21 protein-coding genes and 1 pseudogene are annotated in these 25,258 nt (G+C 74.4%); 16 read left to right on the forward strand and 6 right to left on the reverse strand.

The window, feature by feature from the left end; genetic code table 11:
• Nucleotides 1–23: 23 nt before the first annotated feature.
• Nucleotides 24–1,439, reverse strand: a complete 1,416-nt coding sequence (gene purB, locus RBL05_RS13195) for an adenylosuccinate lyase (protein ID WP_263311113.1) — start codon at nucleotides 1,437–1,439, stop codon at nucleotides 24–26.
• 150 nt (nucleotides 1,440–1,589) lie between these two features.
• Nucleotides 1,590–1,988: a phage holin family protein gene (locus RBL05_RS13200; RefSeq protein WP_263311112.1), complete on the reverse strand. Its 399-nt coding sequence runs from the start codon at nucleotides 1,986–1,988 to the stop codon at nucleotides 1,590–1,592.
• 118 nt (nucleotides 1,989–2,106) lie between these two features.
• On the opposite strand from RBL05_RS13200, the gene RBL05_RS13205 reads away from it, so the two are divergent.
• Nucleotides 2,107–3,216: a histidinol-phosphate transaminase gene (locus tag RBL05_RS13205; RefSeq protein WP_263311111.1), complete on the forward strand. Its 1,110-nt coding sequence runs from the start codon at nucleotides 2,107–2,109 to the stop codon at nucleotides 3,214–3,216.
• Nucleotides 3,217–3,542: 326 nt separating this feature from the next.
• Here RBL05_RS13205 and trpB read toward each other — a convergent pair whose 3' ends face one another.
• The gene (trpB, locus tag RBL05_RS13210; protein ID WP_318603717.1) at nucleotides 3,543–4,838 is read right to left on the reverse strand and encodes a tryptophan synthase subunit beta; all 1,296 of its coding nucleotides are present in this window, start codon (nucleotides 4,836–4,838) and stop codon (nucleotides 3,543–3,545) included.
• 370 nt (nucleotides 4,839–5,208) lie between these two features.
• Between trpB and RBL05_RS13215 the strand changes: the two genes are divergently transcribed.
• The 10 genes and pseudogenes from RBL05_RS13215 (at nucleotide 5,209) to RBL05_RS13255 (ending at nucleotide 16,461) form a co-directional block, all read left to right on the forward strand.
• Nucleotides 5,209–6,543, forward strand: a complete 1,335-nt coding sequence (locus RBL05_RS13215) for an MFS transporter (RefSeq protein ID WP_308739075.1) — start codon at nucleotides 5,209–5,211, stop codon at nucleotides 6,541–6,543.
• Between the two features lie 150 nt (nucleotides 6,544–6,693).
• Entirely contained in the window at nucleotides 6,694–7,986 is a 1,293-nt protein-coding gene (locus RBL05_RS13220) for a Gfo/Idh/MocA family protein (protein WP_308739074.1), read from the forward strand.
• A 105-nt stretch (nucleotides 7,987–8,091) separates the two neighbouring features.
• Nucleotides 8,092–8,208, forward strand: a pseudogene (locus RBL05_RS16940) (carbohydrate ABC transporter permease); the annotation flags it as partial.
• Between the two features lie 55 nt (nucleotides 8,209–8,263).
• Complete coding sequence (locus RBL05_RS13225) at nucleotides 8,264–9,844, forward strand: glycoside hydrolase family 3 N-terminal domain-containing protein (RefSeq protein WP_308739073.1); 1,581 nt, start codon at nucleotides 8,264–8,266, stop codon at nucleotides 9,842–9,844.
• A gap of 226 nt (nucleotides 9,845–10,070) precedes the next feature.
• The gene (locus RBL05_RS13230; RefSeq protein WP_318604318.1) at nucleotides 10,071–11,180 is read left to right on the forward strand and encodes a thiamine pyrophosphate-dependent dehydrogenase E1 component subunit alpha; all 1,110 of its coding nucleotides are present in this window, start codon (nucleotides 10,071–10,073) and stop codon (nucleotides 11,178–11,180) included.
• Nucleotides 11,177–12,178 carry an alpha-ketoacid dehydrogenase subunit beta gene (locus RBL05_RS13235; protein WP_318603720.1) on the forward strand — a complete coding sequence of 334 codons (1,002 nt, stop codon included), beginning with the start codon at nucleotides 11,177–11,179 and terminating at the stop codon, nucleotides 12,176–12,178. The genes RBL05_RS13230 and RBL05_RS13235 overlap by 4 nt, the downstream gene beginning before the upstream one ends.
• 33 nt (nucleotides 12,179–12,211) lie before the next feature.
• A complete protein-coding gene (locus tag RBL05_RS13240; protein WP_308739072.1) occupies nucleotides 12,212–13,705 on the forward strand; it encodes a dihydrolipoamide acetyltransferase family protein in 1,494 nt (497 codons plus the stop codon).
• Nucleotides 13,706–13,739: 34 nt separating this feature from the next.
• On the forward strand, nucleotides 13,740–14,303 hold the full coding sequence (locus RBL05_RS13245) for a FluC/FEX family fluoride channel (RefSeq protein ID WP_263311103.1): 564 nt from the start codon (nucleotides 13,740–13,742) through the stop codon (nucleotides 14,301–14,303).
• Nucleotides 14,300–14,710 (forward strand): fluoride efflux transporter FluC, encoded by a 411-nt coding sequence (locus RBL05_RS13250; RefSeq protein ID WP_263311102.1) that lies wholly within the window; start codon nucleotides 14,300–14,302, stop codon nucleotides 14,708–14,710. Before RBL05_RS13245 ends, RBL05_RS13250 begins: the two co-directional genes overlap by 4 nt.
• Nucleotides 14,707–16,461, forward strand: coding sequence for a cytochrome c oxidase assembly protein (locus RBL05_RS13255; protein ID WP_318603724.1), 1,755 nt, complete (start codon nucleotides 14,707–14,709; stop codon nucleotides 16,459–16,461). Before RBL05_RS13250 ends, RBL05_RS13255 begins: the two co-directional genes overlap by 4 nt.
• 79 nt (nucleotides 16,462–16,540) lie before the next feature.
• Here the strand turns inward: RBL05_RS13255 and RBL05_RS13260 are convergent, their stop codons facing one another.
• The 3 genes from RBL05_RS13260 to RBL05_RS13270 all read right to left on the reverse strand — a co-directional run bounded on the left by RBL05_RS13260 (nucleotide 16,541) and on the right by RBL05_RS13270 (nucleotide 19,235).
• Nucleotides 16,541–17,968, reverse strand: coding sequence for a flavin-containing monooxygenase (locus tag RBL05_RS13260; protein WP_308739070.1), 1,428 nt, complete (start codon nucleotides 17,966–17,968; stop codon nucleotides 16,541–16,543).
• 69 nt (nucleotides 17,969–18,037) lie between these two features.
• Nucleotides 18,038–18,190, reverse strand: a complete 153-nt coding sequence (locus RBL05_RS13265; protein ID WP_263311099.1) for a hypothetical protein — start codon at nucleotides 18,188–18,190, stop codon at nucleotides 18,038–18,040.
• Between the two features lie 13 nt (nucleotides 18,191–18,203).
• Entirely contained in the window at nucleotides 18,204–19,235 is a 1,032-nt protein-coding gene (locus RBL05_RS13270) for an N-acetylglucosamine kinase (protein WP_308739069.1), read from the reverse strand.
• Between the two features lie 106 nt (nucleotides 19,236–19,341).
• Here RBL05_RS13270 and RBL05_RS13275 point away from each other — a divergent pair, with 106 nt between their 5' ends.
• From RBL05_RS13275 to RBL05_RS13295, 5 genes are all read left to right on the forward strand, one after another.
• Nucleotides 19,342–20,310, forward strand: coding sequence for an N-acetylmuramic acid 6-phosphate etherase (locus RBL05_RS13275; RefSeq protein ID WP_308739068.1), 969 nt, complete (start codon nucleotides 19,342–19,344; stop codon nucleotides 20,308–20,310).
• A 189-nt stretch (nucleotides 20,311–20,499) separates the two neighbouring features.
• A complete protein-coding gene (locus RBL05_RS13280) occupies nucleotides 20,500–21,789 on the forward strand; it encodes an O-acetylhomoserine aminocarboxypropyltransferase/cysteine synthase family protein (protein WP_308739067.1) in 1,290 nt (429 codons plus the stop codon).
• A gap of 64 nt (nucleotides 21,790–21,853) precedes the next feature.
• On the forward strand, nucleotides 21,854–22,567 hold the full coding sequence (locus RBL05_RS13285; protein ID WP_308739066.1) for an HAD family hydrolase: 714 nt from the start codon (nucleotides 21,854–21,856) through the stop codon (nucleotides 22,565–22,567).
• The gene (locus RBL05_RS13290; RefSeq protein ID WP_308739065.1) at nucleotides 22,564–23,241 is read left to right on the forward strand and encodes an HAD family hydrolase; all 678 of its coding nucleotides are present in this window, start codon (nucleotides 22,564–22,566) and stop codon (nucleotides 23,239–23,241) included. The genes RBL05_RS13285 and RBL05_RS13290 overlap by 4 nt, the downstream gene beginning before the upstream one ends.
• Before the next feature lie 80 nt (nucleotides 23,242–23,321).
• Nucleotides 23,322–25,226, forward strand: coding sequence for an NHL domain-containing thioredoxin family protein (locus tag RBL05_RS13295; protein WP_308739064.1), 1,905 nt, complete (start codon nucleotides 23,322–23,324; stop codon nucleotides 25,224–25,226).
• Nucleotides 25,227–25,258 lie beyond the last annotated feature (32 nt).

Consider the following 25,258-nt stretch of genomic DNA (forward strand, 5'->3'; position numbering starts at 1 on the left):
GGTCGTCGGCCGTGCGGGGCGCGTCAGCCGCGCTGGTCGTCCAGGTGGCCGACGAGCTTCGCGGCGAGGCCCACGTAGGTCTGCGGGGTCAGGGCCAGCAGCCGCTCCTGCTCCGCCTCGGGCAGGCCGAGCGAGGAGATGAACTCGCGCATCCCCTCCCCGTCCACGCGGTGGCCGCGGGTGAGGTCCTTCAGCCGCTCGTAAGGGTTGTCCAGGCCCTCGTGGCCCTGCACGCCCAGGGTGCGCATCACGGACTGCACCGCCTCGCCGAGCACCTCCCAGTTGCCCTCGAGGTCCGCGGCCATCGCGTCGGCGTCGACGTCCAGGCCCGCCAGGCCCTTGCGGATGTTCGCGATCGCCAGCAGCGAGTGGCCGAGCGCCGGGCCGACGTTGCGCTGCGTGGTCGAGTCGGTGAGGTCGCGCTGCAGGCGCGAGGTGACCAGGGTCTGGGAGAGCACGTCCAGCAGAGCGCCGGAGACCTCGAGGTTCGCCTCCGCGTTCTCGAAGCGGATGGGGTTGACCTTGTGGGGCATGGTCGAGGAGCCGGTGCCGCCCTGCGCGGACAGGCGCTGGCGGAAGTAGCCCAGCGAGATGTAGGTCCACACGTCGGTGGCGAGGTTGTGCAGGATCCGGCCGGCGCGGGCGATGTCGGCGTAGACCTCGGCCTGCCAGTCGTGGGACTCGATCTGCGTGGTCAGGGGGTTCCAGGTCAGGCCCAGGTGCTCCACGAAGGTGCGCGCGATGCGCTCCCAGTCCGCGCCCGGCACGGACACGGCGTGCGCGGCGTAGGTGCCGGTCGCGCCGTTGATCTTGCCCAGCATCTGGTTCGCGGGGATGCGGCGGGCCTGGCGGCCCAGGCGGTGCGCGAAGACCGCCATCTCCTTGCCGAGGGTGGTGGGGGTCGCGGCCTGGCCGTGGGTGCGCGAGAGCATCGGCACCTCGGCGGTCTCGCGGGCGAGGGCCTCGAGGTCGCCGATCAGTGCCTCGAAGGCGGGCAGCCACACCTCGTGCACGGCCCCGCGGATCATCAGCGCGTAGGCGAGGTTGTTGACGTCCTCACTGGTGCAGTAGATGTGCACGACCTCGGCGAGCGGCTCGAGGGAGGTGCCGGCCAGGCGGCGCTTGATGTAGTACTCGATCGCCTTGACGTCGTGGACGGTCTCCCGCTCGATCTCGGCGTGCTCGGCGATGCCGTCGGCGCCGAAGTCCTCCGGGATCGCGCGCAGCAGCGCCCGCTCCTCATCGGTCAGGGTGCGCAGACCGGGGATCACCTCGCCGTCCAGCAGGTGGATCATCCACTCGGTCTCCACCACCAGGCGGGAGCGGTTCAGCGCCGCCTCGGACAGGTGGTCGACCAGCGGTGCGACCTGGCCGCGGTAGCGACCGTCGAGCGGGGTGAGGGCGATCGGGGGAGTGATGTCCGCGAAGGAGTGAGCCATGACGGGCATTCTCCCAGAATCGCGCGCACCCGCGCCGTCGGGGCCGACGGGCGGGCGCGGGGGGCAGCGCGGATGCGCGGGCGTCGGCTCAGGGCCGACGGCGCCGGGGGCGCGCCGGGAGGCCGAGAGTCCCTCCGGCGCGGTGAGGGGTCAGGCCCGCTCGACGTCGCGCTCGCCGACGCCGGTGACGGCCTCGACGATCGCCGAGAGGATCCCGATGATCACGCCCGCCAGCAGCGCCCACCAGAAGGAGTCGAACTCGAGGGTCAGGCCCACGAGCCCCGACACCCAGCTCGCGAGCAGCAGCATGAGCGTGTTGATCACCAGCTGGAACAGCCCCAGCGTCAGGCAGGTGATGGGGAAGGCCAGGAACGACAGCAGCGGCTTCACGATGGTGTTGATCAGCGCGAGGATCAGCGCGATCGCGCCGATCGTGAGGACCTGGGTGAGCAGGGTCGCCGAGTCGTCGCCCAGATGCATGCCGGGCAGGATCAGGGCCGTGACCCACAGCGCGAGGCCGGTGACGATGATGTGTCCGAGGAATCTCATGGGGCTATTGTCCTCGCGGGACGCTGTGCACGCATGGGGGAAAGCCCCTGGATGTCGGGGTGGGGACGCCCTCGGACTCCGCCGCGCCGGTGACGACGTCCGGCATACCCTGGACGGCATGTCCGACCCCGCAGCTCGACTCGACCAGCCCGCAGAGACGATCCGTCTTCGTCCCGCGCTCGAGAACCTGCCCGCCTACGTGGCCGGGAAGCCCGCGGCCGACGACGGGATCCATCGCTTCAAGGTCTCCTCGAACGAGTCGCACCTGCCGCCGATCCCCTCGGTGCGCGATGCCGCGGTCGCCGCGATGGAGTCCTCGAACCGCTACCCCGACGCCTCGGCGCAGCAGCTGCGCGCCGCGCTCGGACAGAAGCACGGCGTGGACCCGGCGCAGATCGCCCTGTCCACCGGCGCCGTCGCGGTCACCGGCGACCTCGTGCGCGCCGTCGTCGGCGAGAGGGACGAGGTCGTGTACGCCTGGCGCTCCTTCGAGGCCTACCCGATCCTCGTCGGCTCCCACGGCGGCACCCCCGTGCCGGTGCCGCTGACCGCGGAGGGCGAGCACGACCTCGAGGCGATGGCCGCGGCGGTCACCGAGCGCACCCGCCTGGTGCTGCTGTGCACCCCGAACAACCCCACCGGCCCCTCGCTCTCCACCGAGCAGGTCGAGGACTTCCTCGCCCGCGTCCCCGAGGACGTGGTGGTCGCGATCGACGAGGCCTACCGCGAGTTCCACGACCCCGCGACCGTGCTCGGCACCGCCGGGATCTTCCGCCGCCACGGCAACGTGGTGCTGCTGCGCACCTTCTCGAAGCTCCAGGGCCTGGCCGGGCTGCGCATCGGCTACGCCGTCGCCCATCCGCGGCTCGCCCGGGCGCTCGGCCAGGTCACCGTGCCCTTCGGTGCGGGAGCCCCCGCCCAGGCCGCGGCCCTCGCCTCGCTCGCCCCCGAGGCGGCCGAGGCGCTCGAGCGCCGCGCGGAGCAGGTCCGCTCCGAGCGCTCGCGGGTGATGGCCGGACTGCGCGAGCAGGGCTGGGAGCTGCCCGCGAGCCAGGGCAACTTCGTCTACTTCCCGCTCGGGAAGCGCACGAGCGAGTTCGCCGAGTTCGCCGACGCACGTGGCCTCGTGCTGCGCGCCTACGGCACCGACGGGGTGCGCGCCACCATCGCGGAGGAGGAGGCGAACGATCGCCTGCTCGCCATCGCGAAGGAGTGGCTCGCGGGCTGAGCCGCCGCCGGGCGCGCGGGACCGGCCGCACGGCGCCCGGCAGGTCTGCCGGGCGGGCGGAGCCTCAGGCGCCGACGGGCTCCGCGGCCGGGACGACGTGCCCGAACCACGGCATGGACGCGAGATCCGTGGTCCGGACGATCACCGCGCCGAGCGGGAGCATCGACGCGGCGATCCCGAGAGAGCCGGCGGCATCGGCGGCATATGCCAGGCAGCAACGCTTCGCGAGGGGTGCATGTCCCTCAGCGAAGCACCGCCACGACCCGGCGGCAAGGGGATCCCTCGGTGACCTGCGGGTCACCCCAGTGGGGCTCCCAGGCTGCGGGTCACCGCACGAAGGCGTCGGCCTCCCCGGTCATCCCGATCCTCTCGGCGACGTAGTCGATGTCCTTGTCGCCGCGCCCGGAGAGGTTCACCAGCAGGTGCTCCTCATGGCCCATCGTCGGCGCGATCCGGATCGCATGGGCGAGGGCGTGCGCGGACTCGAGCGCGGGGATGATCCCCTCGGTGCGGCTGAGCAGGCGGAAGGCATCGAGCACCGCCTCGTCGCCCTCGCGCACGTACTCGACCCGGCCCAGCTCCCGCAGATGCACGTGCTGCGGCCCGACGCCGGGGTAGTCCAGGCCCGAGGCGATCGAGTGGACCTCGCCGGGCTCGCCGTCCTCGTCCTGCAGGACGAGGGTCTCCATCCCGTGCAGCATGCCGGGGCGGCCGAAGCTCATCGTCGCGGCGTGGCGGCCCGGCTCGTCGCCCTGCCCGCCGGGCTCGACACCGATCAGCCGCACCTCCTCGTCCTCGAGATAGGCGGTGAAGGCGCCGATCGCGTTGGAGCCGCCGCCCACGCAGGCGATCACCGCGCCCGGCAGGCGGCCGTGCGCGGCGAGGTGCTGGGCACGGGACTCGCGGCCCACGACGGACTGGAAGTCGCGCACCATGTCCGGGAAGGGCGCCGGACCCACCACGGACCCGATCGCGAAGAGGTAGCGCTCGGAATCCGCGGCGTAGACGGCGAAGGCGGAGTCGACCGCCTCCTTCAGGGTGGCCTGGCCCGTCTCCACCGCGACCACCTTCGCGCCCAGCAGGCGCATGCGCACCACGTTCGGGCGCTGCTTGGCGACGTCGACCGCGCCCATGTGGATCTCGCACTCCAGGCCGACGAGCGCCGCGGCGGTCGCGAGCGCGACCCCGTGCTGGCCCGCCCCGGTCTCGGCGATCAGGGTGCGCTTGCCCATCCGCTTCGCCAGCAGCGCCTCGCCGATCGTGTGGTTGATCTTGTGGGCGCCGGTGTGGTTGAGGTCCTCGCGCTTGAGCAGGATCCGGGCCCCTCCGAGCTGGTCGGAGAGCCGGTCGGCGCTCGTGATCGGGGAAGGGCGGCCGACGACCTCGCGCAGCAGGCGCGAGTACTCCGCGAAGAACTCCTCGTCGTGCCGGGCCTCCTCGTAGGCGGCGGCGACCTTCGCCATCGGCTCCGCGAGCGGCGGCGGCAGGATCGCGCCGCCGTGGTCGCCGAAGCGACCGCCGGTGTTCCCGGCGAAGGCAGCGGAGCGGGGGAGCGCCGCGGCCTCGGCGAGGGTGCGCGGGGCGGAAGCCCCGTCGACGGCGGGTGCGGTGGTGCTGGGCATGGGAACCTCCCGTGATAGGGCCCGGACCGGGAGGCTCGCAGACACGAGAAGCCGCCCGGGTGACGGGCGGCTTCGGTGTCAGCGCATGCGACAGGGGACCGCCCTCAGGCGGCCCACCAGCTGATCGTCGCGACGCGCATGGCGGCACCATAGCCCAGCCCCGGCCGTGCTGCGCGGCACGTCCGGCCGGCGACCCAGGACCGGCCGACGGACGCCCCCGGTGATACGGGGAGGGGCGGATATCACTACCGGCCCCGCGGACGCCGCCGATAGTCTTGAGAGCGGTCGGGCCCCTGCCGCTGCGGGACGGGCGCCCGAGGCGTCCGGTCCGACTGCACGTCGCCCCGCACCTCCTCGCACGAAGGACCCCATGGCCGCCCCCGCCGCCCCTGTCCCCGCTCCCGCCCTCGGCGGCCCCCGCGCCTACGCGGTCTGGATCGCGGCGGTCACCGCCTATTCGATCGCCGTGCTGCAGCGCACCACGATGGGCGTCGCCGGGCTCGAGGCCGCGGACCGGTTCGGGGCCTCGGCGACCATCGTGTCGACCTTCGTGGGGCTCCAGCTCGGCGTCTACGCCCTCGCCCAGATCCCCGCCGGCGTGCTGCTGGACCGCTACGGCTCCCGCGTCACCCTCACCGCCGGCGCCGTGCTGATGGCGCTCGGCCAGGTGCTCATGTCCCAGACCGAGACCGTGGGCGTGGCGATGATCGCCCGCATCGTGCTCGGCGCGGGCGATGCGCTGACCTTTGCAAGTGCGATCCGGCTGGTCCCGGCCTGGTTCCCGCCCGGACGCGTGCCGCTGCTGACCCAGCTCACCGGCATCCTCGGCCAGGTCGGGCAGATCCTCTCCGCCGTCCCCTTCGTCGCCGTGCTGAGCGTGGCCGGCTGGACGCCCGCCTTCTCCTCCGCCGCGGCGCTCAGCGCGATCGCCGCCGTGCTGGTGCTGCTCGTCGTCCGCGCGACGCCGCCGGGGATGCCGCGGCCGACGGTGAAGCAGGACCTCCGACGGATCCCCGTGGTGCTGGGGCGGATCGTGCGCCACCCCTCGACGCAGCTGGGCTTCTTCACCCACTTCACGGCCGGCTTCCCCGGCATCGCGTTCTCGATGATGTGGGGCTACCCGTATCTCACCGCGGGGGAGGGGCTCAGCCGCCCCGCCGCCTCCGCGGTGATGACCGTGCTGGTGGTCGTCGCGATCGTCGGCGGTCCGCTGATCGGCGCGCTCACCCAGCGGCACCCGCTGCGCCGCTCCACGCTGGTGCTGCTGATCGTCGCGACGATCGTGGTGCCGCTGCTCGCGCTCGTGCTGTGGCCGGGCAACGCCCCGATGTGGCTGCTGATCGTGCTGGTCTCCGGGTACTCCATCGGCGGCCCCGCCAGCTCCGTCGGCTTCGACTTCCCGCGCACGGACCTGGCCAAGCACCGCCTCGGCACCGCGACCGGCGCTGTGATCATGGGCGGCTTCATCGGCGCCCTCGTCGCGATCCTCCTGATCGGCGTGGTGCTGGACCTGCTGCGCCCCGACGGGGACTACGACCTGGCCTCCTTCCGCCTCGCCTTCGCCGTTCAGCTCCCGCTGCTCGCGATCGGGGTGGTCGGGATGCTGATGACCCGTCGGAACCTGCGCCGACGGATGGCCGTGCAGGGCCGCGAGGTCCCGCCGTGGCGCGAGGTGTGGCGCTCGGGGCGCTGGCGCCAGCTCTGAGGAGCCCCTGTCCCGTCGGCCCCGGAGCCCGTCGGTCGGGCTCGGTCCGCTCCGCGGCCGCCGTCGGGGCCCTCGTCGGCCGGGCCGGGCTTGCCGCCGCCCCTGCCGTGCCGTAGCGTTCCTCCCAACACTTACTTTCAAGGAGGAAATATGTCGTTCACGCTGGGCATCGTCGGGATCGGTCAGTTCGGATCCCACTTCGCGGAGCTCTTCGCCGCCCATCCCGACATCGACGCGCTCTACGCCGTCGACGCCGTCCCCGAGCGGATCGACGCCGTCGAGGCGCGCGGGGTCGCCTTCGCCGGCCGGTTCGAGACCCTCGAGGAGCTGCTCGCCTCCGACGTCGACGCGGTCGCGATCTTCACCCAGCGCTGGACCCACGGGCAGCATGCCCTGGCCGCCCTCCGTGCCGGCAAGCACGTCTACTCCGCGGTGCCGATGGCCATCGAGGAGGACGAGATCCGCCAGATCACCGAGGAGGTGCAGCGCACGGGGCTCGTCTACATGATGGGCGAGACCAGCCAGTACAACGCCGCCGTCGTCCTCGCCCGGCGCATCCACCGCTCCGGCGCGTTCGGCGAGGTGTTCTACGCCGAGGGCGACTACGTCCACGACATGGACCTCGGCTTCTACGACGCCTACAGGTACTCCGGCGGCGAGCAGTGGAAGTCCACCGCCTCCTACCCGCCCCTGCTCTACCCCACGCACTCCATCGGCGGCATCCTCGGCGTGCTGGGGGAGCGGCACGCCGTCTCCGTCTCGGCGCTGGGACGCCCCGACACCCGCGGCGACGGGGTCTTCGACAAGGACGTCTCGATGTTCGGCAACGACGTCTCCAACGCCTTCGCCCTGTTCGGGATGGACAACGGCGGCGCCTTCCGCACCAACGAGCTGCGCCGTGTGGGCTACCCCTCCCACAAGCGCGAGAGCCGCTTCCGCTTCTTCGGCGAGGCCTCCTCCTTCGAGGAGACCGTCGACGTCACCTACTGGCACGACAAGAAGGACGTGCTCGAGGTGACGGACCTGATCCGCACCGACCGCACCATGAGCCTGGACGACCCGCGGCTCGCGGACGTCTCGCCCACCCTGCGCGACGCCTTCGTCGCCGGTGCCTCCCGCGCCCACCACCAGGAGCGCCTGCCCGAGGAGTTCCAGGGCATGCCCAACGGGCACGAGGGCGCCCACCACTTCCTCGTCGACGACTTCGCCCACGCCGTCGTCGGCGGCCACCAGCCCGTGGTCAACGCGTGGCAGGCCGCCCGCTACACGCTGCCCGGCGTCATCGCCCACCAGTCGATGAACCGCGGCGGCGAGCGGCTCGAGATCCACGACCTCGGCGACTGCCCGCTGCCCGTGGTCGATCTCGACGCCGAGCAGGAGCCGCTGGACCCGCAGGCGCTCGCCGCTGCGGTCGGGGTGGTCCCCGAGGCCGTCGGCGCCTGACCGTCCGGTCCCGCCCGGCTCCTCTTGCTCGCCCCGGCCGTTCGACGAGACGTTCCCGAGACGTGGAGCGGCGGGGGCGCTGCGGCGTGCCGGACCGCCCGGGGCGCGAGGTCCCTCGCTCTCGCGATCTGGGAGCTCCGGGGCGTTCACGCCGCGGTCCCCCGCGAGCTCGAGGAGGCCGCCTGCCTCGACGGCGCCTCCTGTCTGCGCATGTTCCGCGCCGGTCCGACGGGCCCTCGCCGAGGGCATGACCGCCGACGCCGTGAAAGGCTGAGGCATGACCAGCATCCCCGCCGGCCCCGGCGCCCGGCTCCGCTACGACGCCGACGTGCTCGGCGTGCTCATGGCCCCCTTAACCGGCACCGCCGTGCCGGGCTGGCTCGGCCACGCGCTCGACGGCGGCCTCGCCTCGGTGATCCTCTTCGGGCACAACACCCCCGACGCCGCGACCGCCCGCGACCTCGCCCGCGCGCTCCACGCCCGGGCCGAGCACTGCGTGGTCGCGATCGATGAGGAGGGCGGGGACGTCACCCGCCTCCAGTCCGCGACCGGCTCCGGCCTGCCGACGGCCAGGGCGCTCGGCGCGATAGACGACCCCGAGCTCACCCGGCGGGCGGGGCGCGCCCTCGGCGACCTGCTCGCCGCCTGCGACCTCGACCTGGACCTCGCTCCCGTGCTGGACGTGTCCACCGATCCCGCGAACCCGGTGATCGGCACGCGCGCCTACGGGGACGAGCCCAACCGGGTCGCCCTGCACGCCCGCGCCTTCGCGGCCGGGCTGATCGACGCCGGGCTCGGCACCTGCGCGAAGCACTTCCCCGGCCACGGCGCGACCTCCGCCGACTCGCACACCGCGCTCCCGCGGATCGACCTCGGACCGGCGGAGTTCGAGCGCGAGCACCTGGCGCCCTGGCGGATTGCACCGTGGCTCGACTCGGTGATGACCGCGCACGTGCTGGTCCCCGCGCTCGGCGAGGGGCCTGCCTCGATCTCGCCCTGGGCGCGGCCGCTGCTGGACCGCGCAGTGGGCGGCACCTTCCACGGCCTGGTCATCACCGACGCGCTCGACATGGCGGCCGTCGCCGAGGACCCCGGCTGTGGGGAGGCGGCCGTCCGCGCGATCGAGGCGGGCGCCGACCTGCTGTGCCTGGGCACCTCCCTGCGCCGGGATGACGAGCGGATGCTCCGCGAGGCGCACGATGCGCTCCTCGACGCGGTCGAGACGGGGCGACTCCCGCGCGTCGTGCTCCGCGAGCGTGCCGAGCGCACCCGTGAGCGCCTGCGCAGTCTGCGCACCCGGCGCCGCTTCGTCCCCGCCCCCGAGATCGAGGACGCCCTCGCCGGTCTCGAACGACTCGGGGCCGCGGCGGCCGCCCGCGCGGTCAGCTCCCGCCACGGCCACGCCCGCCTCGACGGGCGGCCCGCCGTCGTGCTCGACCTTCGCCACCGGGCCCAGCACACCTCCGGAGCCCGCACCCAGCAACTGGTCGCGGCGCTGCGCGAACGGGGGATCGACGCCGCGGAGCCCCCGGAGCTCGACGGCCCCGAGCAGCATCGGCACCCGGAGCGGTCTGCGCCTCCCGCGGGCCCGCGGCTCCCGGCGCGGCGCGCCCAGGACGACCCGACCGCGCAGCTGCTCGCGGTGACCCGTCTGCCCCGCAGCGACGCCGAGGAGGGACGCCGCCTGGCCGCCCTGCTCGCCGCTCGGCCGGACACGATCGTGGTCCACACCGGGGTGCCCGACGCCGCCCCCGACCACCGCCTGATCGTCCTCGCCCACGGCGCCGGCCGCACCATGATGCGCGCCGCCGTGGACCTGCTCCTCGACGGCGCGGACCGCGGCGGGAGAGCAGGATGAAGGCGCTGGGGATGATGTCCGGCACGAGCCCGGACGCGATCGACGCCCTCGCGCTCGCCGCCGCGCTGCCGGAGGCGGGGGAGGGGGCGCTGCGCCGCACCCGCGCCGCACCGGGCTCCCGGCGGCGGTGACGGACGGCTCCTTGGAACTTACGGCACCGTAGGTTACGCTCGCCCCCGTGAGCGTCTTCCGATCCACGATCCCCGACGTCGCGGCCGAGGAGCCGATGGTCCAGCTCCTGGGGCCCGACGGCACCCGCACCCCGCACGAGCAGCTCGACGCCGTGCTCGAGGAGGCGGGGCTCGCCACCCCCGAGCGGCTGCGCGGCTACTACCGCGACATGGTGATGATCCGCGCCGCGGACCTCGAGGCGACGAGCCTGCAGCGCCAGGGCCAGCTCGGCCTGTGGGCGAGCGCGCTCGGGCAGGAGGCCGCGCAGATCGGGGCCGGCCACGCCTCCCGCGAGCAGGACTATCTCGTGCCCACCTATCGCGAGCACGGCGTCGCCTGGGCCCGCGGCATCGAGCCGTGGCGCCTGCTGGAGATGTTCCGCGGCATCAGCCACGGCGGCTGGGACCCCAACGAGCTGCGCACCCACCCCTACATGATCGTGCTCGGCTCCCAGGCCCCGCACGCGGTCGGCTATGCGATGGGGCTGCAGCGCGACGGCGTCGTCGGCACCGGAGACAGCGCCACCGACACCGCGGTCCTCGCCCTCTTCGGCGACGGCGCCTCGAGCGAGGGGGAGGTCTCGGAGTCCTTCACCTTCGCCGCCTCCTTCCAGGCCCCCGTCGTCTTCTACACGCAGAACAACCAGTGGGCGATCTCCGTGCCCACCTCCGTCCAGACCCGCGTCCCCCTCGCCCAGCGCTCCCGCGGCTGGGGCATCCCCTCGGTGCGCGTGGACGGCAACGACGTCCTGGCGGTGCTCGGCGCCGTGCGCACCGCCCTGGACTCGGCCCGCGCGGGGGAGGGGCCGGTCTTCGTCGAGGCCCTCACCTACCGCATGGCCGCGCACACCACCAGCGACGACGCCTCCCGCTACCGTCCCGCCGCGGAGGAGCAGGAATGGGCGGAGAAGGACCCGATCCTGCGCCTGCGCCGCCACCTCGAGCAGCTCGGCGAGATCGACGAGGCCTTCGTCGCCCGCTGCGACGAGGAGGCGTACGACCTCGCGATGCAGCTCCACCACCACATCCACGGCATGGAGGACCCCGACCCGGTGCGCATGTTCGACCACCCCTACGCCGAGCCCCACCCGATCGTCGACGCCGAGCGCGAGGAGTACCTCGCGTACGTCGCCCAGTTCGAGGACGAGGAGGGGACGAGCGCATGAGCACCTCCTCCACCCCTTCCACCACGACCCTCCCGATCGCGAAGGCCATCACCGCGGGGCTGCGTGACGCGCTGACCGCCGACGACAAGGTCCTGCTGATGGGCGAGGACATCGGCGTGCTCGGCGGCGTCTTCCGCGTCACCGACGGGCTCCACGCCGAGTTCGGCTCCCAGCGCGTGGTCGACACCCCGCTCGCGGAGGCCGGGATCGTCGGCACCGCCGTGGGCCTGGCCCTGCGCGGCTACCGGCCCGTGGTCGAGATCCAGTTCGACGGATTCGTCTTCCCCGCCTTCAACCAGATCACCACCCAGGTCGCGAAGATGCACAACCGCACCTCCGGCCGGGTGAACATGCCGATGGTGATCCGGATCCCGCACGGCGGCGGCATCGGCGCCGTCGAGCACCACTCCGAGAGCCCCGAGGCGCTCTTCGCCCACACCGCGGGCCTGCGCATCCTCGCCCCCTCCACCGCGCAGGACGCGTACTGGATGACCCGCCAGGCGATCGAGTCCGAGGATCCCGTGATCATGCTCGAGCCCAAGCGGCGCTACTGGGTCAAGGGCGACGTCGACCCCGACCACCGCCCCGAGCTCTCGCCCTGGCAGGCGCAGGTGGTGCGCCCCGGCACCGACGCGACGGTGCTCGCCTGGGGACCGAGCATGCCCGTCGTCCTCGAGAGCGCCGAGGCCGCCGCGGCCGACGGCCTCGACCTCGAGGTGATCGACGCCCGCTCCCTCGCCCCCGTCGACTACCCCACGATCGCGGACTCGGTGCGGCGCACCGGGCGCCTGCTGATCGTCCACGAGGCCCCCGTGCTCGGCGGGCTCGGCGGCGAGATCGCCGCCCGCATCTCCGAGCAGTGCTTCTACCACCTCGAGGCGCCGGTGCTGCGCGTGGGCGGCTACCACCTGCCCTATCCGCCCTCCCGCATGGAGCACGCCTATCTCCCCGACCTCGACCGGGTGCTGGACGGCGTGGACCGTCTGCTCGAGCACTGACCCGCGCGCCCGCCGCGTGAAAGGATCACGACCATGAACGCCTCCTCGATCGTCACGATCGCCCTCACCGATCCCGGCGAGGGCCTCACCGAGGCCGAGGTCCTCGAGATCAAGGTCGCCGTCGGCGACCGCCTGGAGATCAACGACCCCGTCGTCGAGGTCGAGACCGCCAAGAGCGCGGTCGAGCTGCCCAGCCACGTCGCCGGCACCGTCGTCGAGATCCTCGTCGCCGTCGGCGAGGAGGTGCCCGTCGGCGCCCCGCTGATGCGTGTGGACACCACCGGCGGGGCCGTCCCGGCCCAGGCACCCGCCGCCCCCTCCGGCGCAGCGGCGGAGGCGGACCCGTCGGCCGCCGAGCTCTCCGCCCAGGCGACGGAGCAGGCCGCCGAGCAGGCCGAGGGGCAGGCGGAGCAGCCCGCCGCCCCGAGCGAGAGCGAGGGCGCGCCGGCCGCGCAGGAGCCGAAGAACCTCGTCGGCTACGGGGAGCGGGCCACGGGCACGCGCCGCCGCCGACGCCGGGCCCAGCCCGCGCAGCCCGCCGCGGAGCAGCAGGTCCCCATCGACCGGATCCTCGCCAAGCCGCCGGTGCGCAAGCTCGCCCGCGACCTCGGGATCGCGCTGCACGACGTGCTCGCCACCGGCCCCGAGGGCACCGTCACCCGGCAGGACGTGCTCAACGCTCAGCAGCGTTCCTACGGCGCGGAGGCCGCCGCTCACGACGGCGCTGGTGCGTACTTCCCCGAGGAGTCCCCGCAGGCGCCCGAGCACCTCGGCGACGTCATGAAGACCACTCGTGACCAGCCCTTCTCCGGCGTCACGAGCGACGAGCGCACCACCCGTGTCCCGATCCGCTCGGTCCGCAAGCGCACCGCCGAGGCGATGGTGGCCTCCGCCTTCACCGCCCCGCACGTCACGGTGTTCAACGAGATCGACATGACTGGCGTGACGCGGATCATCTCCCAGCTGCGCGCCTCGCGCGAATGGGCCGACGTGAAGGTCAGCCCCCTGGCCGTGATCGCGAAGGCGCTGCTGGTCGCGATCCGCCGAAATCCCGAGGTCAACGCCTCCTGGGACGAGGACGCCCAGGAGATCGTCTACAAGCACTACGTCAACCTCGGCATCGCCGCGGCGACCCCGCGCGGCCTCATCGTCCCGAACCTGAAGGACGCGCACCTGATGACGCTGCGGGAGCTCGCCGAGGGGATCGGGGAGCTCGCCCGCACCGCGAGGGCCGGGCGCACCTCCCTGCGCGACACCCGCGACGGCACCATCACCATCACCAACTACGGCGTCTTCGACATCGACTCCGGCACCCCGATCCTGAACCCGGGGGAGTCCGCCATCCTCGGCGTCGGCGCGATCAAGGAGAAGCCGTGGGTGGTGGACGGGCGGATCGAGCCGCGCCGGGTCGCGACCCTCTCGCTGAGCTTCGACCACCGCCTGATCGACGGGGCGCTCGGCGCGGAGCTGCTGCGCGACGTCTCCGCCGTGCTCGAGGACCCCTCCCTGGGCCTGGTCTGGGGTTGAGAGGCGAGAGATCGCTCCTTAGTACCCTTGTGCGGTGACCTCGAGCCCGCCCGCTTCCCCGCCGCCGCGGCGCGACGACCCCCGCATGCACACCGTCGAGATGGCGGCCCTGCGCGACGTGGTCGTCGCCGACTCCGAGACCCTCGTCTCGGGCCCGGTCCGTCCGGCGCCGGCGAGCTGGCGGATCGCCCTGCTCGTCGCCGCCGGCGGAGCGCTCGGGGCGATGCTCCGCTTCCTGCTGACCGTGCTCGACCCCGCCGTGACCACCCCCACGCTGGTCGAGATGCCGTGGACGACCCTCACCGTCAACGTGCTGGGCTCCCTCGGGCTCGGCGCGCTCAACGGCGTGCTCGAGGTGCGCGAGGGGCGGCCGTGGATGCGCCCGCTGCTGGGCACCGGGCTGTGCGGCGGCTTCACCACCATGTCCACCGTGGTGCTCGAGGGCTCGGCGATGATCGGCGCGGACTTCCCGCTGCTGGCCCTGCTGTACGCCGCGCTGACCCTCGCGCTGTGCCTCGGCGCGGTCGTCCTCGGCCTGCTGCTGGGCAACCGCCTCGGCGCCCGGGGGCTCGAGGCGACGGACGGAGGGGCGGCATGACGGCACTGCAGCTCGTCCTCAGCCTGGCCGTGGTCTGCGTGGGCGGCGGCCTCGGGGCGGTCGCCCGCTGGGGCGTGCAGACCGCCGGCACCCGCATGATCGCCGCCCGCGGCATCGAGAACGGGGAGCGGTTCGTGCCCTGGCTGACCTTCCTGGTCAACGTCGCGGCCTGCTTCCTGCTCGGCATCGTCGTGGCGCGGCTCGGCTCCGCCACCGGTGCGGGCGGCGTGTTCTACGTGCTGCTCGGCGGCGGCTTCTGCGGCGGGCTCTCCACGCTCTCCACCGCCGCGCACGACATCGTCGTGCTCGCCCGCCGCGGCGCCTACTCGATCGCGCTGGCCTACCTGATGCTCAGCGTCGGCACCGGCATGGGCGCCCTCTGGGTGGGACTGGTGATCGCCTCATGACGCTGCGCCGCACCCTCCTCGCCCTCCTGCCCGCCCTCGCGGTGCTGAGCCTGCTCGCCGTGCTCGCGGCCGACGCCGCCGGCGGCGACAACCTCGTGCTGCTGGATGCGGGCCCCGTCGCCCGGATCGGCGCCCCGGTCGCCGCGACCCTCGCCGACCTCGCCGCCGCACTGACCCTCGGCGGCGCCGTGGTGGCGGGCTGGCTCCTGCGCGAGGAGGCCGACCGCACCCGCGCCCTCGGCATCGTCGCGGGCGCCGCCGCGGCCACCACCCTCGCCCGCGGCGCCTCCCTCGCCTTCTCGTACGCGATCGCGACCGGGCAGCCCGTCGGCTCGCCGCGCTTCGGCTCCGACCTCGGGGTGTTCCTCGCGACGGAGCTCGGCGTCTGGCTCCTGTGCGGGCTGCTGGCCGCCGCGGCGACCACCACCGTCGCCGTGCTCGGCACCTCCGCCTCTCTCGCCCGCGCCGTCGCGGTCCTCTCCTCCGTCGTCGCCTTCTCCGCCGCGATGACCGGGCACGCCGCGGGCGACGAGACCCACGAGATCGCCACCTCCACGATGCTCGTGCACCTGCTGGCGGTGGGGATCTGGCTGGGCGGCCTCGCCGTGCTGCAGGTGCTCACCGATCGCAGCCGCGACGACGTGCGCGTGCTGCGCGGCTACTCCCATCTCGCGCTGATCTGCTGGATCGCCCTGGCGCTGAGCGGGGTGCTCGCGCTCGTGGTGCGCATGAACACCCCCGCGGAGCTCCTCACCAGCGCGTACGTGCAGATCGGGCTCGGCAAGGCCGTGGTGCTGCTGCTCCTGGGCCTGCTCGGCGCGCTCCAGCGCCGCCAGCTCGCCACCGGGCTCGGCACGGACTCCGAGGGGCGCCGGGCGCTGGGGACCTACCGGCGCCTCGCCCTGCTCGAGCTGGCGCTGATGGGGCTCGCCGTCGCGCTCGCCGCGGCGATGAGCTCCTCCCCGCCGCCCGCGGAGGAGGGCACCCCGCCGGCGGGCACCGCCGGCACGCTCACCGGCTACCCCCTGCCTCCCGCCCCGGACCTCGTCACCGTGCTCGGGCAGTGGCGCCCGGACCCCTTCGGGGCGGCGCTCGCCTGCGTCCTGCTGCTGCTGTGGTGGAGGCCGAGCGCCCCGCCGCGTCCGCGTGGACGCAGCCTGCAGCTCCTGCTCGGTGCCGCCGCGCTCGTGCTGCTGACCTCGGGCCCTCTGAACGTGTACGGCAAGGTGCTCGTCTCCGCCCACGTCCTCCAGCACGTGCTGCTGCTCGTGCCCGCCGGGGTGCTGCTGGGCTGCGCGATGACGATCCCGCCGCGTCTGCGCACCCTGATCGAGGGGCGCTGGCCGCTCGCGGCGCTGCTCGCCGCGGCCGGGCCGCTGCTGCTCGCCGCCTGCTACATCAGCCCGCCGCTGCTCCGCGCCGCCCTGGACAGCCACGCCGCCCATCTCGCGCTGCAGCTGCTGGCTCTCGCCGCCGGTGCGCTGATCGCGCTCGCCGTGAGGCTCGCGCCCGCGCCGCGTCGGGCCTGGGTCGCGGCGGTCCCGCTGCTGCTGGGCGCTGCCGGGGGGATCGCGCTGCGCAGCACGGAGAGGCTGCTGGCGGCGAGCTGGTTCGGCGCGACCGGCCGCACCTGGCGGGCCGACGCGCTCGCCGATCAGCAGTCCGCGGGCACGCTCGTGCTCGTCGTCGTGGTGCTCATCGCGCTCGTGGCCGGCGGGGCGGCGCTGCGGAACCGCGGGCGCCGCGGCTGACCGCACGAGGAAGGGGCCCGCGCAGCGGCGCGGGCCCCTTCGTCGGAGCGTGCGGCGGGGCGTCGGCCCCGGGGACCGCTCAGCCGAAGAGGCTGCGCACCGAACGGAGCCGCGCGAGCTGGGTCTCGCGGTCCACGGCTGGGACCAGGCCCTCCTCGGCGCCGGCGCCGGAGGGGACCTCGCGCGGGGTGACGCGGCGGGTGCCGACGGCGGTCTCGAGCCGGCCGCGCAGACCGCCGGAGGCGGGGGCGGGACGGGCCGGGATCGCGGCCTCGGCGCCGCCGCGCACGCGACGGAACTGCTCGAGCGCGGGGGAGGTGCCGCCGTCACGGGTCGCGGCGAGCATGTAGGCGGCGATGTCGGCCTGCTCGACGAGGAGCGGCAGCACGCCGCCGGAGACCCGCTGCTGGCCCAGGATCACGAGGTCGTCGCGGCCGCGGGCGAAGGCGCCGAGGAAGAGGTCGCTCTCGCCGCTCGCGGTGCGGGGCACGAGGTCCTCGGGGAGGTGGTCGGCCCCCGTCTCGTAGCCGGTGGCCAGCACGATCAGGTCCGCGCGGTAGGTGTCGGTGCCGAAGGCGTCGCGGCCGCGGGCGTGCGTGACCACGCCCTCGGCGTCGACGCCCTGGACGTCGCCGGCGGGGGTGATGCGCCCCTCGCGGACCCGCTGCAGCAGGTCGTCGGAGACGATCACGCGGTCCTCGAGCAGGGGCTGCGCCGGGCGGGGCAGACCGGCCTCGACCGGGTCGCCGACGGTGCGTCGCACCACGGTCTCCGCGATCCTCGCGTTCAGCCCGCCGAGCATCGCGGGCTCGCGCGCGGAGGCGACGTCGCCGGGGATCCCGGCGATGCGGCGCGGCACCACCCAGTGGCCGGTGCGCATCGACCAGCGCACCTCGAGCGCGCGACGGGCGGCGTCGACCGCGATGTCCGCGGCGGACTGGCCCGAGCCGACGACCAGCACCCGCCTGCCCTCGAGACCGTCGGCGCCGGTCCACTCCGAGGAGTGCACGACCTGCACCGTGCTCGGGACGTCGGCGGCCCAGTCGGGGCGGTGGGGGCGCTGCGAGATGCCGTGCGCGGAGATCACTGCGCGGTAGATCCCGATCTCGCCGGTGGAGAGCTCCACCTCCCACACGCCCTCCCCGAAGGGGCGTGCGGCGCGCACGGCGGTGCGCGGGCGGAAGTGGTCGGTGATCCCGTGGCGGGAGGCGTAGGCGCGCAGGTACTTCGCCATGTGCGCGGGGGTGGGGAACTCGGGGAAGGAGACCGGCTGCAGGAGGTCCTCGTACTGGGTCTGCTCGCGCGAGGAGATCATCTCCATCGTCGGCCAGATCGGGGAGTCCTCCCGCTCGGGGTCCCAGATGCCGCCGACGTGGTCGGCGCGGTCCACGATGTCGAAGGGCACCTCGAGCGCCTTCAGCGACGCCGCGGCGGCGAGTCCGGCGGGGCCGGCGCCGATGATCAGCACCTTCTCACGGGTGGGGATCTGGTCGTGGAGCTCGGGCATCGAAAGGAGCCTTCTTCCGGGTGGACGGCCTGCTGACGCCCGCCATCCTAGTCTCCGCGCGGGGGCGGTTCAGGCGACCGCGGTGATCACCGCGGAGACGCCGAGCGTCGTGATGATCGTCGTCATGACATAGGCGAGGACCACCTGGTGGCGCACCAGGCGACGTGCGGTGGCCGTGAGCGGGCTGAGGTCCGCGGCGCCCGCGGAGGCCTGGATCTGCACCGCGCCGTGGAGATCAGCCGGCGATCCGGCCCACGAGCTCGCGTGCGAGCAGCAGCGCACCCGGCAGCCCGTCGGGCGCGGGGCTCACGGAGCGGCGACGGTCCTGCAGCGAGGCCGTCACCTCGTCATGGATCGGGCCCGGACCGGTGAGCACCGAGCCTGCGAGCACGACGGGCAGCACCGCCTCCGGGTCCAGCGCCTGAACCGTGTCCAGCACGTGCTCGATCACGGCGGAGAGGATGCCGCGGGCGACCGGATCGTCCCGCACCCGGGCGGGCAGCGGCGCGAAGCGTCCCAGCGCCGCCGGCGCCCCGGCGGGCAGGTGCTCGTCGAGCGCGCGGATCAGGTCCTGGCGCGGGTCGCCGGTGGGGGAGGGCGGGCGGAGCCCCTCGCGCAGGTCCAGGCCCAGCGCGGCGCCGACCTCCTCCGTCAGCAGGGTGCGGGGGCCGCGTCCGTCGAGGTCCGCGGCGACCGCCTCGAGCGTGCGCCGCCCCAGCCACACCGCGGAGCCGACATCGCCCAGCAGCCAGCCCATCCCGTCGCGGCGGGCGATCGCCTCGCGGTCGCGGAAGCGGACCGCGACCGCGCCGGTCCCGGCGAGCACCAGCAGGCCGTCGTCGCCCACCCCTCCGGAGAGGAAGGCGGTGTGCAGGTCGTCGGTGACCAGGAGGCGCTCGGCGGGGATCCCGAGCGGGCCGAGGCGCTCGCCGACCGCGGCGCGGACCTCCGCCGCACGCGCCGGCCCCGCCCCGGAGATCCCGAGCGCGACCGCCGCGACCTCGGCCGGGTCGTCGGCGAGCGGGCCGGCCGGACCGTCGGAGGTGTCGTCGTCGGCGCCCGCGTCGGCGGTGCGCAGCGCGTGCCGCGCCTGCTCGAGCACCTCGGCGATCGTGGCCGCGAGCGTGTCGAAGGCCTCCGGTCCCGAGGAGCGGAGGTTCGCTCCCGGCCCCTCGACCTGCGCGAGGAGCCCGCCGCCCACCGACGCGGCGACCAGCCGCGAACGCGTCCCCCCGACATCCCCGGCGAGCACCAGGTGCTGGCGCATACGGCTCCCTCCTCCAGCGTTCCCCGTCGAGCGTCCCCACATCGTAGGGCCCGCCCCGCCTGTCCTACGCTGTCCCGTGCGACGCCCACCGATCATTGGAGACCACGTGAGCAACCCCCGCAGGGACCCGAGCCACCTCGACGACGACCTGGTGGGGCTCGCCTCGCCCACCGAGGAGCGCAATCCCGCCAGCGCCGAGCTGGACACCCTCGACGCCCGCGGGATGGTCGACGTGATCCTCGGCGAGGACGCGACCGTCGCCGCGGCGGTCCAGGCGCGGTCCGCCGAGATCGCGGCGCTGGTGGAGACGTGCGTGGCGGCGATCGCGGACGGCGGCACCGTCCACTACCTCGGGGCCGGGACCTCGGGCCGGCTCGCGGTGCTGGACGCGGTCGAGCTCGCCCCGACCTTCGACGCCGACGAGTCGATGGTCACCGCCCATCTCGCGGGCGGGCCCGGCGCCTTCCTCACCGCGGTCGAGGGCGCCGAGGACTCCGCCGCGCAGGGCGCGCAGCTGGTGCGCGAGCAGTGCCGCGAGGGCGATGTGGTGATCGGCCTCGCCGCGAGCGGCCGCACCCCCTTCGTGGCCGGTGCGCTCGAGGCCGCCCGCGCCGCGGGGATGCCCACCGCGCTGATCTCCGCGAACCCCGCCGCGCCGCTCGCCCCGCTCGCGGACCATGCGATCCTCCTCGACGTCGGCCCCGAGGTGGTCACCGGCTCCACCCGCATGAAGGCCGGGACCGCGCAGAAGCTCACCCTCAACGCCCTCTCCACCGCGACGATGGTCCGACTCGGGACCACCTTCGGGAACCTGATGATCCAGGTGCGGCCCACGAACGAGAAGCTCGTCGCCCGCACAGTGCGGATGCTCGTCCAAGCCAGCGGCGCCGAGCCCGAGGAGGCGGCGCGGGTGCTCGAGGACGCGGGCGGCAGCGTGCGCGTCGCGCTGGTCGCGCTGCTGTCCGGGACAGACGCCCGGGCGTCGGCCGCCGCGCTCGAGGACTTCCCCCGGGACCCCCGCCGGATCGGCGACCCCGCCGGGATCCGCTCCGCGGTCGCGGCGCTGTGCGGGTGATCCCCTCGACGGCGCCGGGGCGCGGCCCCTGCCGTGGTCGCCATGCGTCTGTGATCAGCCCTGCGCCCGCCGTCCGTCCGCGCCGAGGAGCCGCTCGAGCTCGGCGACACAGACGTTCACAGTCCTCGCCCCGCCGGCGCGCGGCGGACAGGCTGAGCGCAACCCCCGACGCCCAGGAGGAGCGCAGCCATGACGCACCAGCCCCAGAAGTTCGAGACCCTCGCCGTCCACGCCGGACAGACCCCCGACACGGACGCGGGCTCGCGCGCCCTGCCCATCCACCAGACGACCAGCTTCGTCTTCCCCTCGGCGCAGTCCGCCGCGGACCGCTTCGCGCTCGCCGAGGCCGCCCCGATCTACACCCGCATCACCAACCCCACCCAGGCCGCGGTCGAGGACCGCATCGCTGCGCTCGAGGGCGGCGTGGCCGGGCTCCTGCTCGCCTCCGGGCAGAGCGCCATCACGCTGTCGATCCTGAACCTCGCCGGGGCCGGCGACTCGATCGCCGTCTCCCCGAGCCTGTACGGCGGCTCCTTCAACCTCTTCAAGCACACCCTCACCCGCCTCGGCATCACCCCGCAGTGGGTCGGGGACCCGACCGATCCCGCCTCCTGGCGCGCCGCCGCGGACGGGACCACCCGCGCCTTCTTCGTGGAGTCGATCCCGAACCCGCAGCAGGACATCCCGGACCTGCGCGCCCTCGCCGACGTCGCCCACGAGGTCGGCGTCCCGCTGATCGTCGACAACACCGTCGCGACCCCGTACCTGCTGCGCCCTCTCGAGCACGGCGCGGACGTGGTCGTCCACTCGGCGACCAAGTTCCTCGGCGGGCACGGCACCTCGATCGCCGGCGCGATCGTGGACGGCGGCAGCTTCGACTTCACCGCCCACGCCGAGAAGTACCCCCAGTTCACCGAGCCCGACGAGTCCTACAACGGCCTCGTCTTCGCCGGCGTGCCCGGCCCCTTCGCGACCCGCGCCCGCACCAACCTGCTGCGCGACCTGGGCCCGGCCGTCTCCCCGTTCAACGCCTTCCTCATCGGGCAGGGCCTCGAGACGCTGCCGCTGCGGATGGAGCGCCACCTGGAGAACACCCGCCGCGTCGCCGACTTCCTCGAGGCCGACGAGCGGGTGGGCACGGTCACCTGGGCCTCCCTGCCCTCCTCCCCGCACCACGAGCGGGCACAGCGCTATCTCCCGCAGGGCTCCGGCAGCGTGCTCGGCTTCGAGCTGCCCGGCGGCCTCGAGGCCGGGCGCCGCTTCGTCGACGCCCTCACCCTCCACTCGCACGTGGCGAACATCGGCGACGTGCGCAGCCTCGTCATCCACCCCGCCTCGACCACCCACTCGCAGCTGACCGAGGAGGAGCTGCGCGCCGCCGGCGTCGCCCCCGGCTTCGTGCGCCTCTCCGTGGGCATCGAGCACATCGACGACATCCTCGCCGACCTGGAGCAGGGGCTCGCGGCGGTGTCGGCCTGAGCGGCCGCTCCGCGGGCGGGAGCTCGCTGGACGCCGGGGCCGCGGTGATCGTTAGGCTGGGCCCATGAGCGATGCGAGCGACCCCGGCGCCCTCCTGGCACCCTCCCCGCTGGAGACGTGGCCGCCCGCGTGGTCCCCGGCCGCCGTGGTGATGGACTGCGACGGACTGCTGGTGGACACCGAGGGGCGCTGGCTCGCGCTGCAGGAGGACTATCTCGCCGACCACGGCGCCTCCCTCGCCCCGGAGGTGCGCCGCGCCCTGACCGGCCGGCCGATCGAGGTCGTGGTCACCACGATCGCCGAGGCCATCGGCAAGGACCCGCACCGCGCCGGGGCGGAGCTGATGGCCGCCCACCAGGAGCGCCTGGAGGAGCCGCTCGTGCCGCTGCCCGGGGTGGTCAGGACCGTCCGGGCGGTCGCCGCGGTGCGCCCCGTCGCCGTCGCCTCGAACTCTCCCCGGGACCTGCTCGAGCGGACCCTCGACGCGCTCGGCCTCGCGGGCGCCTTCGACGCCCGGGTCTCCCTCGACGACGTCGCCGCCGGGAAGCCGGCCCCCGACCTCTACCTCGCCGCCGCTGCGGCGCTCGGCGCCGACCCCGCCGACTGCCTGGCGCTGGAGGACTCGGAGACCGGCGCCCGGGCCGCCCTCGCCGCCGGGATGCAGCTCATCGCGGTGCCGTCGATCCCCGGGCAGGACCCCGTCGCGCCGCGCCGGCTCGACTCCCTCGAGGACCCCGTCCTCGCCGACTGGATCTCGAGCTGGGAGGCCCGCCGGTGAGCACCTCGCCCGACCGCTTCGCCCGCGCCTTCGGCGACTGGACCCCGCGCGCCGTCGTCTTCGACTGCGACGGCCTGCTGCTGGACACCGAGTCGGTGTGGCAGCGCGCCCAGGACACGGTCGTCGCCGCACGCGGCGCGGTCCTGGCCCCCGAGGACGACGCCGTGCTGCACGGCTCGACGATCGAGGTCGCCGCCGAGCTGATCGCCCGCCGCTCCGGCCACACCGTGGAAGAGGTCCTCGCCGACCTGCACCGCGAGTTCGACCACGAGCTCTCCGGCGGGGTGTGCACCCTGCCCGGCGCGGCCGAGGTGCTGCGGGCGGCGGCGGCCCGGGTGCCGCTGGGCTGCGCCTCGAACTCCTGGCTCGAGGCGCTGGACCACAAGCTCGTCGCCGGCGGCCTGCGGGAGCACTTCACCGTCCTGGAGGCCTCGGACACCGTCGAGAACCCCAAGCCGGCCCCCGACATGTACGCCGCGGCGGCCCGCGCCCTGGGCCAGCGGCCCGAGGACTGTCTGGCCCTGGAGGACTCCGGGACCGGTGCCCGCGCCGCCCGCGACGCGGGGCTGCGCCTCATCGCGGTCCCCGCCCCCGGGCACCCCGTCCCGCCCGCGGACCTCGCCCTCACCTCCCTCACCGATCCCGAGCTCGGGGCCTGGATCGCGACCTGGTGACCCGGGAGTGATCCGGCGCGGATGTCCGCGCTGTCACCCGAGTTGGCCCCCGGGCGTCGATCCGGTGTTCACTGGACCCCATGACCACTTCGTCGGACCCCTCCGCGCCCCTGTCCTCCCGCGCCCACGGCTCGCCGCTGCGCGGCCGCGGCTGGCTGAACACCGGCGGCGCCGAGCTGGACCTCGAGACGCTGCGCGGGAAGATCGTGCTGCTGGACTTCTGGACGTTCTGCTGCGTGAACTGTCTGCACGTCCTGGACGAGCTGCGCCCCCTCGAGGAGAAGTGGGCCGATGAGCTCGTCGTCATCGGCGTGCACTCCCCGAAGTTCGAGTTCGAGAAGGACCCCGAGGCGCTGCGGGCCAACATCGAGCGCTACGAGGTCTCCCACCCCGTGATCGACGATCCGGAGCTGGAGACCTGGAGCGCCTACGGCGCCCGCGCCTGGCCCACCCTGATGGTCCTGGACACCCACGGCCGCATCGCCGGCAACCTCTCCGGCGAGGGCCATGCCGCGAACCTCGACCGCCTGGTCGCCGAGCTCGTCGCCGAGGGCGAGGCCGACGGCTCGCTGCGCCGCGGCCCCGCGCCGACCGTCCTCGCCGAGCGGTCCGAGCAGACCCTCCGCTTCCCCTCGAAGCTCGCCGTCCTGCCCGACGGCCGGCTGGTGGTCTCCGACGCGGGCCAGCACCGCCTGGTCGTCTTCCAGGCCGACGGCGCGACGGTCGACGCGATCATCGGCACCGGGGAGCGCGGCCATGCCGACGGCGACGAGGACACCGCCCAGTTCGCCGAGCCCAACGGCGTCCTCGCCCTGCCCGCCGAGGTCGCCCAGGAGGTGGGCTACGACCTCCTGGTCGCCGACACCGCCGGGCACCGCCTGCGCGGCGTGAAGATCGGGCAGGACCGCCTGCTGCGCTCCCGCACCACGACCGAGGTCACCACCCTCGCCGGCACCGGCGAGCAGTGGATGCAGGGCGAGCCGCTGCCGCGCGGCGAGGGCGATGCCCGCTCCTACAGCCTCTCCACCCCCTGGGGCCTCACCTGGAGCCACTCCCTGAACCGGGCCGTGATCGCCATGGCCGGGATCCACCAGCTGTGGACCTACGACCCCGTCACCGGCGCCCTGCTGGTCCTCGCGGGCACCACCCAGGAGGGCCTCGTCGACGGCCCCGCCGTCACCTCCTGGTGGGCGCAGCCCTCGGGCCTCGACGAGATGCCCGACGGCCGGATCGTGATCGCGGACTCCGAGTCCTCCGCGGTGCGGCTCCTGGACCCGCAGACCATGCAGGTCAGCACCCTGGTGGGCAAGGGCCTGTTCGACTTCGGCCATGTGGACGGACCGCTCGACCGGGCCCGTCTCCAGCACCCGCTCGGCGTGACCGCCCTGCCCGACGGGCGCATCGCGATCGCCGACACCTACAACGGCGCGATCCGCCTCCTGGACGAGGAGACCGGCGAGGTCGTCACCGTCGCGACCGACCTCAAGGAGCCCTCCGACGCGATCGTCGGCCCGCCCGTGGACGGGATCGGCCAGCTGATCGTCGTCGAGTCCGGCGCGCACCGCATCACCTGGGTGCCTGTCGCGAAGGCCGCTGAGCGCGTGATCGACGAGGGCGCCCAGCGCTCCGAGCGGCCCGCGACCGAGGTGGGTCCCGGCCCGCTCACCGTGCGCGTGCTGTTCACGCCGCCGCCCGGGCACAAGCTCGACGACTCCCTCGGACCGTCCACGCAGGTCACGATCGCGACCACCCCCACCTCGATGCTGAAGGCCGGGGGAGGGGTGGACACCGCGCTCGAGCGCACCGTCACCCTCGACCCCGCGTACACCGAGGGCGTCCTCCACGTCAGCGCCCGCGCCGCCTCCTGCGACGCGGACCCGGCCGTGGAGTTCCCCGCCTGCCACATGCACCAGCAGGACTGGGGGGTCCCGATCCGCGTCGTCGAGGGCGGCCTGGATCATCTGGACCTCTCCCTGCTCGCCTGACCTCTGACGCCGACGGAAGCTGAAGCCGACCC

It is taken from the genome of Brachybacterium sp. GU-2 (genome assembly GCF_030866705.2).
GTDB classification, from domain to species: domain Bacteria; phylum Actinomycetota; class Actinomycetes; order Actinomycetales; family Dermabacteraceae; genus Brachybacterium; species Brachybacterium conglomeratum.

Coding starts and splice junctions, on each gene's coding strand:
- purB (WP_263311113.1), bottom strand. CDS start 1,439: ATGGCTCACTCCTTCGCGGACATCACTCCCCCGATCGCCCTCACCCCG.
- RBL05_RS13200 (WP_263311112.1), bottom strand. CDS start 1,988: ATGAGATTCCTCGGACACATCATCGTCACCGGCCTCGCGCTGTGGGTC.
- RBL05_RS13205 (WP_263311111.1), top strand. CDS start 2,107: ATGTCCGACCCCGCAGCTCGACTCGACCAGCCCGCAGAGACGATCCGT.
- trpB (WP_318603717.1), bottom strand. CDS start 4,838: ATGCCCAGCACCACCGCACCCGCCGTCGACGGGGCTTCCGCCCCGCGC.
- RBL05_RS13215 (WP_308739075.1), top strand. CDS start 5,209: ATGGCCGCCCCCGCCGCCCCTGTCCCCGCTCCCGCCCTCGGCGGCCCC.
- RBL05_RS13220 (WP_308739074.1), top strand. CDS start 6,694: ATGTCGTTCACGCTGGGCATCGTCGGGATCGGTCAGTTCGGATCCCAC.
- RBL05_RS13225 (WP_308739073.1), top strand. CDS start 8,264: ATGACCAGCATCCCCGCCGGCCCCGGCGCCCGGCTCCGCTACGACGCC.
- RBL05_RS13230 (WP_318604318.1), top strand. CDS start 10,071: ATGGTCCAGCTCCTGGGGCCCGACGGCACCCGCACCCCGCACGAGCAG.
- RBL05_RS13235 (WP_318603720.1), top strand. CDS start 11,177: ATGAGCACCTCCTCCACCCCTTCCACCACGACCCTCCCGATCGCGAAG.
- RBL05_RS13240 (WP_308739072.1), top strand. CDS start 12,212: ATGAACGCCTCCTCGATCGTCACGATCGCCCTCACCGATCCCGGCGAG.
- RBL05_RS13250 (WP_263311102.1), top strand. CDS start 14,300: ATGACGGCACTGCAGCTCGTCCTCAGCCTGGCCGTGGTCTGCGTGGGC.
- RBL05_RS13255 (WP_318603724.1), top strand. CDS start 14,707: ATGACGCTGCGCCGCACCCTCCTCGCCCTCCTGCCCGCCCTCGCGGTG.
- RBL05_RS13260 (WP_308739070.1), bottom strand. CDS start 17,968: ATGCCCGAGCTCCACGACCAGATCCCCACCCGTGAGAAGGTGCTGATC.
- RBL05_RS13270 (WP_308739069.1), bottom strand. CDS start 19,235: ATGCGCCAGCACCTGGTGCTCGCCGGGGATGTCGGGGGGACGCGTTCG.
- RBL05_RS13280 (WP_308739067.1), top strand. CDS start 20,500: ATGACGCACCAGCCCCAGAAGTTCGAGACCCTCGCCGTCCACGCCGGA.
- RBL05_RS13285 (WP_308739066.1), top strand. CDS start 21,854: ATGAGCGATGCGAGCGACCCCGGCGCCCTCCTGGCACCCTCCCCGCTG.
- RBL05_RS13295 (WP_308739064.1), top strand. CDS start 23,322: ATGACCACTTCGTCGGACCCCTCCGCGCCCCTGTCCTCCCGCGCCCAC.